This window comes from Achromobacter semiaridum, assembly GCF_053543755.1.
The window spans coordinates 1-8,032 of record NZ_JBLVOL010000080.1 but is presented as its reverse complement, the minus strand read 5'-3'; the positions used below and the strand labels follow the sequence as shown (position 1 = coordinate 8,032).

Annotated in this window: 7 protein-coding genes and 1 tRNA gene; 3 read left to right on the top strand and 5 right to left on the bottom strand. The window is 65.7% G+C overall.

Annotated features, from left to right (window positions below; translation table 11 throughout):
- Positions 1 to 64 precede the first annotated feature (64 nt).
- Positions 65 to 139: transfer RNA gene (locus tag ACNPP0_RS20860), tRNA-Arg, on the bottom strand.
- Positions 140 to 370: 231 nt separating this feature from the next.
- Here ACNPP0_RS20860 and ACNPP0_RS20855 point away from each other — a divergent pair.
- Positions 371 to 1,276 carry a c-type cytochrome gene (locus ACNPP0_RS20855; RefSeq protein ID WP_448706885.1) on the top strand — a complete coding sequence of 302 codons (906 nt, stop codon included), beginning with the start codon at positions 371 to 373 and terminating at the stop codon, positions 1,274 to 1,276.
- A gap of 139 nt (positions 1,277 to 1,415) precedes the next feature.
- Here the strand turns inward: ACNPP0_RS20855 and ACNPP0_RS20850 are convergent, their stop codons facing one another.
- From ACNPP0_RS20850 to ACNPP0_RS20835, 4 genes are all read right to left on the bottom strand, one after another.
- The gene (locus tag ACNPP0_RS20850) at positions 1,416 to 2,939 is read right to left on the bottom strand and encodes a 3-hydroxyacyl-CoA dehydrogenase (protein WP_332612441.1); all 1,524 of its coding nucleotides are present in this window, start codon (positions 2,937 to 2,939) and stop codon (positions 1,416 to 1,418) included.
- Between the two features lie 93 nt (positions 2,940 to 3,032).
- A complete protein-coding gene (locus tag ACNPP0_RS20845; RefSeq protein ID WP_448706884.1) occupies positions 3,033 to 4,262 on the bottom strand; it encodes a CaiB/BaiF CoA transferase family protein in 1,230 nt (409 codons plus the stop codon).
- A 206-nt stretch (positions 4,263 to 4,468) separates the two neighbouring features.
- A complete protein-coding gene (locus tag ACNPP0_RS20840; RefSeq protein ID WP_046806605.1) occupies positions 4,469 to 5,617 on the bottom strand; it encodes an acyl-CoA dehydrogenase family protein in 1,149 nt (382 codons plus the stop codon).
- Between the two features lie 51 nt (positions 5,618 to 5,668).
- Positions 5,669 to 6,292, bottom strand: coding sequence for a TetR/AcrR family transcriptional regulator (locus ACNPP0_RS20835; protein ID WP_448706883.1), 624 nt, complete (start codon positions 6,290 to 6,292; stop codon positions 5,669 to 5,671).
- A 221-nt stretch (positions 6,293 to 6,513) separates the two neighbouring features.
- Here ACNPP0_RS20835 and ACNPP0_RS20830 point away from each other — a divergent pair, with 221 nt between their 5' ends.
- The gene (locus ACNPP0_RS20830; protein WP_448706882.1) at positions 6,514 to 7,485 is read left to right on the top strand and encodes an NAD(P)H-dependent flavin oxidoreductase; all 972 of its coding nucleotides are present in this window, start codon (positions 6,514 to 6,516) and stop codon (positions 7,483 to 7,485) included.
- On the top strand, positions 7,482 to 8,032 hold a 551-nt coding region (locus tag ACNPP0_RS20825; RefSeq protein ID WP_448706881.1), incomplete at its 3' end, for an enoyl-CoA hydratase-related protein. The genes ACNPP0_RS20830 and ACNPP0_RS20825, both read left to right, overlap by 4 nt.

Sequence of the window (8,032 nt, the reverse complement as noted above, 5' to 3'; positions counted from 1 at the left end):
GGTAATGCGTGGGGGTAATGCGGAGGGGGTACTGCGGAAGTAACACAAGCGCTGTGCACGTTGGTGGTGCGCCCGACAGGAATCGAACCTGTATCAAGAGCTTCGGAAACTCTCATTCTATCCATTGAACTACGGGCGCAGCGCAAGGAGGCGACATTGTACCTAGTTTTCGATAGGCTGCATGAAGTGGGTCAAATCTTCCGCCAATCTCATCGAAAACCCGGTCAGATGCATTGGACGCTCGTCCCTGACACCGTTATATAATCCAGCGTTTGCTTGCAGGCGGATGTCCGACTTGTCCGCCGATTTGTGCAGTTACTGATTTTCTGTTGCCGCCGCCAGGCGCCCCACCCGTTAGCAGGATTTGGTCATGAGCAACGAGCAGGAACACATAGAAGAGCACTCCTCCCCCATCAAGACCCCCAAGCAACTGGTCGTCACGATCGTCCTGTCTTTCGTGATCCCCATCGCCATCATCATCCTCCTGGTGAACATGGTGGTCTCCGGTACCAAGACCGGCGCCGGCTCGGATTCCCTGTCCCCTGAAGCGGTCACCAAGCGCATCGCCCCGGTGGCGGGGTTTGAGCTTGTGGATGCCAATGCGCCCAAGGTATTCAAGACGGGCGAACAGGTCTTTGCCGCCGTCTGTACGGCCTGTCACACCGCCGGCGTGGCCGGCGCACCGAAGATGGGCGACAACGCAGCCTGGGCGCCGTTCATCAAGTCGGGCTACGACACCATGTTGAATGTGGCCTTGCACGGCAAGGGCGGCATGCCGGCCAAGGGTGGCAACCCGACGCTGTCCGACTACGAAGTGGCGCGCGCGGTGGTCTATATGGCCAACAAGTCGGGCGCCTCGCTGCCTGAACCGGCCGCTCCGGCGGAAGAAGGCGCGAAGAAGGAAGCGGACGCCGCCCCGGCGACTGCCGCAGCAACGGCTGCCGCAGCCCCCACAGCCCCCGCAGCCGCCGCTCCTGCCCCGACCGCCGCGGCGCCGGCTCCTGCCGCTGCCCCGCAACAGGCCGCCGCCGTCAACCCGGCTGGCGAAAAGCTCTACAAGAGCGTCTGCTTCGCCTGTCACGCCACCGGCGTGGCCAACGCGCCCAAGTTCGGCGACAAGGCTGCCTGGGACCCCTACATCAAGACCGGCATGGACGCCATGGTGAAGGTCGCCATGCAAGGCAAGCCGCCGATGCCGCCCAAGGGCGGCGCCGCCAACGCCTCGGAAGAAGACATCCGCGCCGCCGTTCAGTACATGGTGGATCACGCCAAGTAAACCCGGCGTATGTCGCCGGAGCCGCGATGCGGATGACCCGGACAGTAAAAAGCCCCTTGAACATTCAAGGGGCTTTTTTATGGTGCGTTACGGGTAAGGGCAACGCCGGGCCGCCGGAACGCCGGGCCGCCGCTGCGGCTTATTCCGCCGACGACTTCAACAGCGACATGCCCAGCTGCACCCGGCGTTGCAGCCAAAGGCTGGGGCGATAGCGCGGGTCGCCCGTCACGCGTTGCATGCTTTTCAGGATTTCCAGGATGCGGTCGGCACCCAGCTTGTCGCCCAGCGCCAGCGGGCCCACGGGGTAGCCCAAGCCCAGCGTCACGGCCTTGTCGATGTCTTCCGGCGTGGCGATCTGCTGCTGCGCGATATCGCTGGCGATGTTGACGATCATCGCCACGATGCGCTGGGCGATGAAGCCCGGTGAATCCTCGATCACCGTCACCGGCACGCCATCGGCGGCCAGCAGGGCATGCGCCGCGTCGCGCCATTTGGCTTCGGTGGCAGGCGACACCATGATGGTGCGGCGCTTGGCGCCATCGAAGGCGTAAAGCGCGTCCAGGCCCACCGTGCGGCCGGCATTCAGGCCTTGTGCCGACACCGTCGTCGACACGTCATCGCCAAACGGCGTGACGATGATCAGCGCGTCCGCGTCGGGCGACGCGCCGGTGACCAAGGTGGCGCCCAGCTTTTCAACCAGCGCCGATGCACGTGCGTAGCCTTCCGCGTGCTTGGGGCTGACCCACACCTTCAGGCCGTCGGGCAGCGCCGGCACCGGCGGTTCAGCGGGCACTTGCTTTTGGCCATCGGCGTAAACATAGAAGCCTTCGCCGGCCTTGCGCCCGATCAGCCCACCGGCCAGACGCACCGTGGTGATGGGCGACGGACGAAAGCGCGCTTCGTCGAAGAACTGGCGGTAGATGGATTCCATCACCGGATGCGACACGTCCAGCGCGGTCAGGTCCAGCAGTTCGAACGGGCCCATGCGAAAGCCGGCCTGCTCGCGCATCACGGCGTCAACCTGGGCGAACGTGGCCACAGCCTCTTGGGCCACGCGCAGCCCTTCGGTGTTCATGCCACGGCCCGCGTGGTTGACGATGAAACCCGGCATGTCCTTGGCGCGCACGGGCGTGTGGCCCATGCGGCGCGCCAGGTCGGCCAGCGCGTCGCCCACTTCGGGCGCGCTGCGCAGGCCGTCGATGACTTCCACCACCTTCATCAACGCCACCGGGTTGAAGAAGTGATAGCCGGCCACGCGGCGCGGGTGCTTGCAGGCAGCCGCGATGGCGGTAATGGATAGTGACGACGTGTTGGACGCCAGGATGCAGTCTTCCGAGACCACGCCTTCCAGGGCGGCGAACAGGTCGCGCTTGACGTCCAGGCGTTCAACGATGGCTTCCACGACCAACTGGCAGGCCGACATATCGGTCAGCGCGGTGGCGGATTCCACGCGTTCCAGCGCGGCTTGTGCGTCGGCGGCGGTCAGCTTGCCCTTTTGAGCGAGCTTGTCCCACGTCTGGCGCAACGATTCGCGCGCGGCCGCCACGGCGTCGGCGCTGGTGTCGTACAGGCGCACACGCAGCCCGGCTTGCGCCGCGATCTGCGCGATGCCGCGCCCCATGGCCCCGGCGCCCACGACGCCGATGGTTTGAATCTCCGTCATCAACTCTCTCCTGCCTGTATTGGGTATTGGAATGGTGGTGCGCGCCGCGGCATGGCGCACGGCAAGCGGGCGGCGCCTGGCCGCCCGCCGCGATCAGGGCTGGCTTTGAGCCAGCGCCTGGATTTCTTCAGCCGACAAACCCAGCTTTTCCGCCAGCACCTGCGCGGTGTGCTCGCCCAGCATGGGCGGCGGACGGCGGTATTGGACCGGGCTGTCGGAGAACTTCAGGGGGCTGGACGCCATCGGCACCTTGCCGGCGGCCGGATGCGGAAGTTCGCGCTTCATTTCGCGCGCCAGCACGTGCGGGTCTTCGTAGACCTGGTCCAGCGTATTGATGGGGCCGGCCGGCACGCCCACGCCTTCCAGCGCCGCCAGCCAGTGGTCGCGCGCGCCGGTGGCCATGCGCTCGGCCAGTAGCGGCACGAGTTCGGCGCGGTTCTTCACGCGTTGCGGGTTGGTGGAAAAACGCGGGTCGGCGGACAGCTCCGGCAGACCGATGGCGCCGCAATAGTTGCGGAACTGGCTGTCGTTGCCCACCGCCACGATCAAGTGGCCGTCGGACGCGGCGAACACCTGGTAAGGCACCAGGTTCTGGTGCGCGTTGCCCGCGCGCTGGGGTGCCGCGCCCGAGGTCATGAAGTTCAGGTTTTGATTGGCCATCATGCTGACCTGGCAATCCAGCAGCGCCATGTCGATGTGCTGGCCCAGCCCGCTGTTGGCGCGCTCCAGCAGCGCGGCCAGGATGCCCACGGTGGAATACATGCCGGTCATCAGGTCGGCCACGGCCACGCCGGCCTTTTGCGGGCCACCGCCGGGCAGGTCGTCGCGCTCGCCCGTGATGCTCATCAGGCCGCCCATGCCCTGGATCATGAAGTCATAGCCGGGGCGGCTGGCGTACGGGCCGGTCTGGCCGAAGCCGGTGATCGAGCAATAGATCAAACGCGGGTTGATGGCCTTCAGGCTTTCGTAGTCCAGCCCGTATTTCTTCAGGCCGCCTACTTTGAAGTTTTCCACCAGGATGTCGCTTTGCAGGGCAAGTTCCCGTACCAGCTCGGCGCCGCGCGGCGAGGCGATGTCCAGCGCCACCGACATCTTGTTGCGGTTGGCGGACAGGTAGTAGGCGGCTTCGGTGGTGTCGTTGCCCGCTTCGTCCTTCAGGTACGGAGGCCCCCACGCGCGCGTGTCGTCGCCCGAGCCGGGCCGTTCGATCTTGATGACCTCTGCGCCTAGGTCGGCCAGGTTCTGGGTACACCAGGGGCCCGCCAGCACGCGGGTCAGATCCAGCACGCGTATGCCGGTAAGGGGAGCGGGACGTTGCGACATCTGTAGTCTTTTCGCTAGATGAGAAATGAAAACGTCCGGCTTGCGGCCACGCGCGAAGCCAGACTGGAATTCCGTCATGCCGGCGGGTTGAGCCGCCGGCGCGTCATACCCGGACGCGGACCGTTAGGGTCGCGCCCGCGGCACCATTCGTCAATCCGGATATTAGCTGTTTGGACACTATGACCGGATTTCCAGGCGGAAAACGCTCAGGAATGCGCCTTGATCGTTTCGCGCGCGATCACCAACTGCTGGATCTGCGACGTGCCTTCAAAGATGCGGAACAGGCGCACGTCGCGGTAGAAGCGTTCAACGGCGTATTCCGACATGTAGCCCGCGCCGCCATGGATCTGCACGGCGCGGTCCGCGACGCGGCCCACCATTTCGGTCGAGAACAGCTTGCAGCAGGCGGCTTGCATGGTGGTGTTCTCACCACGATCGCGCATGCGGGCGGCATCCAGCACCATGCAGCGCGCGGCGTAAAGCTCGGCCTGGCTGTCGGCGATCATGGCCTGAATCAGCTGGAATTCGGCGATGGGCTGGCCGAACTGCTTGCGTTCCATGGCGTACTTGACCGCGTCGGCCAGCAAGCGGTCGGCAATGCCCACGCACAGCGCGGAGATGTGCAGCCGGCCCTTGTCCAGCACGCGCATCGACGTGCGGAAACCGTTGCCCTCTTCACCGCCCAGCAAGGCGCTGGCCGGGACGCGGCAGTTGTCGAACACCACATCGCTGGTCAAGGCGCCGGCCTGGCCCATCTTTTTGTCGGGCTTGCCGATGATGAGGCCGGGCGTGCCGGCTTCGACCAGAAAGCACGAAATGGAGTTGGCGCGGCGTTCGGGCGCCGTGCGCGCCATCACCGAGAACAGGCCGGCGATGGGCGCGTTGGTGATGTAGCGCTTGGTGCCGTTGAGCACGTAGCTGTCGCCGTCGCGCTCGGCGGACAGGCGCAGCGCCATTGCGTCGGAACCGGCGTCCGGCTCCGTCAACGCGAATGAGCCGATCAGCTCTCCGCTGGCCAGCTTGGGCAGATAGCGCGCGCGCTGTTCGTCCGTGCCCGCCAGCACGATGGCTTGCGAGCCGATGCCGATGTTGGTGCCCGCCAGCGAACGGAAGGCGGGCGAGGTCTGGCCCAGTTCGAACACCACGCGCACTTCTTCTTCCATCGTCAGGCCCAGGCCGCCGAAATCAGGCGAAATGGACAGGCCGAACAGGCCCAGTTCGCGCATTTCGTTAACGATGTCCGGCGGCACCTGGCCGCTGGTGGCCAATTCGTCTTCGGCGGGAATCAGGCGTTCGTGCACGAAGCGGTGCACGGCGTCCAGCAACAGGTTCAGGGTTTCGGTGTCGAGGGCCATGGTGCAAGTCTCAGAAGATGGATAAGCAGGCAGAGGGTCGGTGGCCGTGCGTCAGGCGCGCATGCCGCCCACCAGTAAATCGAAATAACCGTCGGCGATGGTCTCGGCGCTGTCGCCCTGGCCGGGCTTGTACCAGCGCACCATCCAATTAAGCATGGACAGCACGGCGCGGCCGGTCGCGGCCACATCCAGCGTGCGGAACACGCCCTGCTCCACGCCTTGCGCAATCACTTCGCGCAGGCGCTTTTCGTAGCCATCGCGCAGGCGGGCGGCGTCTTCGCGTTCGGGCAGCGCCATGCCGGAATAACCGATCAGCATGGTGACGAATTCGGCATGGTGCTGTTCGAAGTAGCGGGCGTGGCCGACCATGAACGCGCGTAGCCGGGCGGCTGCGCCCTGGGCGGCGGCCACATCCTGGCCGACGCTTTGGGTCAAACCATTCAGCACGCCCAGGATGATGGCGTCATAAATGTCCTGCTTGGTGGTGTAGTAGTGATAGATGGCGGCCTTGGACACGCCAATGGCGGCGGCCAGGTCCGACACCGAACTGCCGTCGTAACCGCTTTGGGCGAAGAGCTTGGCGGCTTCTTCCAGGATGCGTTCGCGGGGCGCCACCAGCGTGGGCGGGCGGCCGGCGCGGGCGCGTTTCTGAACAGGAGGGGCGGAGGTCGCCATGACAGCCTTTGGAGGGTTGCGCCGAGGTCCCCGCGCGGGTCGGATGACCTTGCATTGACAGCGGTTCGGCGCATGCCGTTAAATAAAGATTAATTAATTACCGGACGGTCGGTAGGTAATTATAGGCACATCCGCCTTTTGGGCTCAAGATGGTTTTTCGGTGCCCGAGTGCTTGCGGGCAAGCCCTTTCTGGACTGACCTGGACACAACGCGACGACGCTATGCCCCACTCTCTCGTGACAGATTTGTATGGCCAGATGTCCCTGCCGGTCATCAGCGCCCCCATGTTCATCGTCTCAAACCCGCAGTTGGTGATCGCGCAGTGCACAAGCGGCATCGTGGGTTCGTTCCCCGCGCTGAACGCGCGACCGCAAAGCCTGTTGACCGACTGGCTGGATGAAGTCCAGGCCGGGTTGGCCTCGCACCGGGAAGCCAACCCCGGCGCCGTCGTGGCGCCGTTTGCGGTCAACCAGATCATTCACCAGTCCAACGACCGACTGGAACAGGACCTGGCCGTTTGCGCCAGCCACCGCGTGCCGCTCATCATCACCAGCCTGCGCGCCCCCGGCGATCTGGTCAAAGGCGTGCACGACTGGGGCGGTAAGGTTTTTCACGACGTCACCACGCTTCGCCATGCCGAAAAGGCACTGGAAGCGGGCGTCGATGGACTGATCCTGGTGTGCACGGGCGCGGGCGGCCACGCCGGCACGCTTAGCCCCTTTGCGCTGTTGTCCGAAGTGCGCCGCTTCTATGACGGCCCGCTGATCCTGTCCGGCGCCATCACGTCCGGCGCGCACGTGCTGGCGGCGTTGGCGATGGGCGCCGACTTTGCCTATATGGGTACGCGCTTTATCGCCAGCCAGGAAGCCAACGCCAGCGAGGGCTACAAATCCGCCATCGTCCAAGCCAGCGCGTCCGACATCCTGTACACGCCGTTCTTCACCGGCATCCCGGGCAATTACCTGAAGGCCAGCATTACCGCGTCGGGGCTGGACCCGGCCAACCTGCCGCAGCCGGACAGCGGAGCATCCAACTTCGGATCCTCGCGGGTCAAGCCGTGGAAAGACATCTGGGGCGCGGGCCAGGGCGTGGGCGGCATCGCCAGCGTGTTGCCCACGCGCGAAATCGTCGCCACGCTGCGCCGCGAATATGCCGAGGCCAAGGCGCAACTGGAAGGCAGGTCGTTCGCATGAGCGCGGGGCTGAAAGTCGCCCGCGACGGCGCGGTGCTGACGCTGACCATCGACCGCCAGGACCGCCGCAACGCGCTGGACACCGCCACCTACGCCGCGCTGACCGAGCAGCTGTCGCTGGCCAGCGCCGACCAGGCGGTGTCGGCGGTGATCCTGACCGGCGCGGGCCAGCACTTCACGGCGGGCAATGATCTGCGAGACTTCCAGGCCGAACGCGGCGCGGGCGATAGCGCGGGGCTGACGTTCCTGCGGGCGCTGTCCACGGCCGAGGTACCGGTGATCGCGGCGGTCGAGGGCTATGCGATCGGCATTGGCGTCACCTTGTTGCAGCATTGCGACTTTGTCCATATTGGCCAGGGCGCCACGCTGCGCATGCCGTTTGTGGCGCTGGGCCTGTGCCCCGAAGGCGCGTCCAGCCTGCTGATGCCGCGCCTGGCGGGCCGACGCGCGGCCGAATGGTTGTTGCAGGGCAAGGCGTTTTCGGCTGAGGACGCGCGCGACGCGGGCCTGGCCACCAGCGTCACGGCGGCGGGCGGGGCGCTGGCCGC

What these genes read in the sequence shown, in the direction of transcription:
- ACNPP0_RS20855 (WP_448706885.1), top strand. Translation starts at nt 371, where the DNA reads ATGAGCAACGAGCAGGAACACATAGAAGAGCACTCCTCCCCCATCAAG.
- ACNPP0_RS20850 (WP_332612441.1), bottom strand. Translation starts at nt 2,939, where the DNA reads ATGACGGAGATTCAAACCATCGGCGTCGTGGGCGCCGGGGCCATGGGG.
- ACNPP0_RS20845 (WP_448706884.1), bottom strand. Translation starts at nt 4,262, where the DNA reads ATGTCGCAACGTCCCGCTCCCCTTACCGGCATACGCGTGCTGGATCTG.
- ACNPP0_RS20840 (WP_046806605.1), bottom strand. Translation starts at nt 5,617, where the DNA reads ATGGCCCTCGACACCGAAACCCTGAACCTGTTGCTGGACGCCGTGCAC.
- ACNPP0_RS20835 (WP_448706883.1), bottom strand. Translation starts at nt 6,292, where the DNA reads ATGGCGACCTCCGCCCCTCCTGTTCAGAAACGCGCCCGCGCCGGCCGC.
- ACNPP0_RS20830 (WP_448706882.1), top strand. Translation starts at nt 6,514, where the DNA reads ATGCCCCACTCTCTCGTGACAGATTTGTATGGCCAGATGTCCCTGCCG.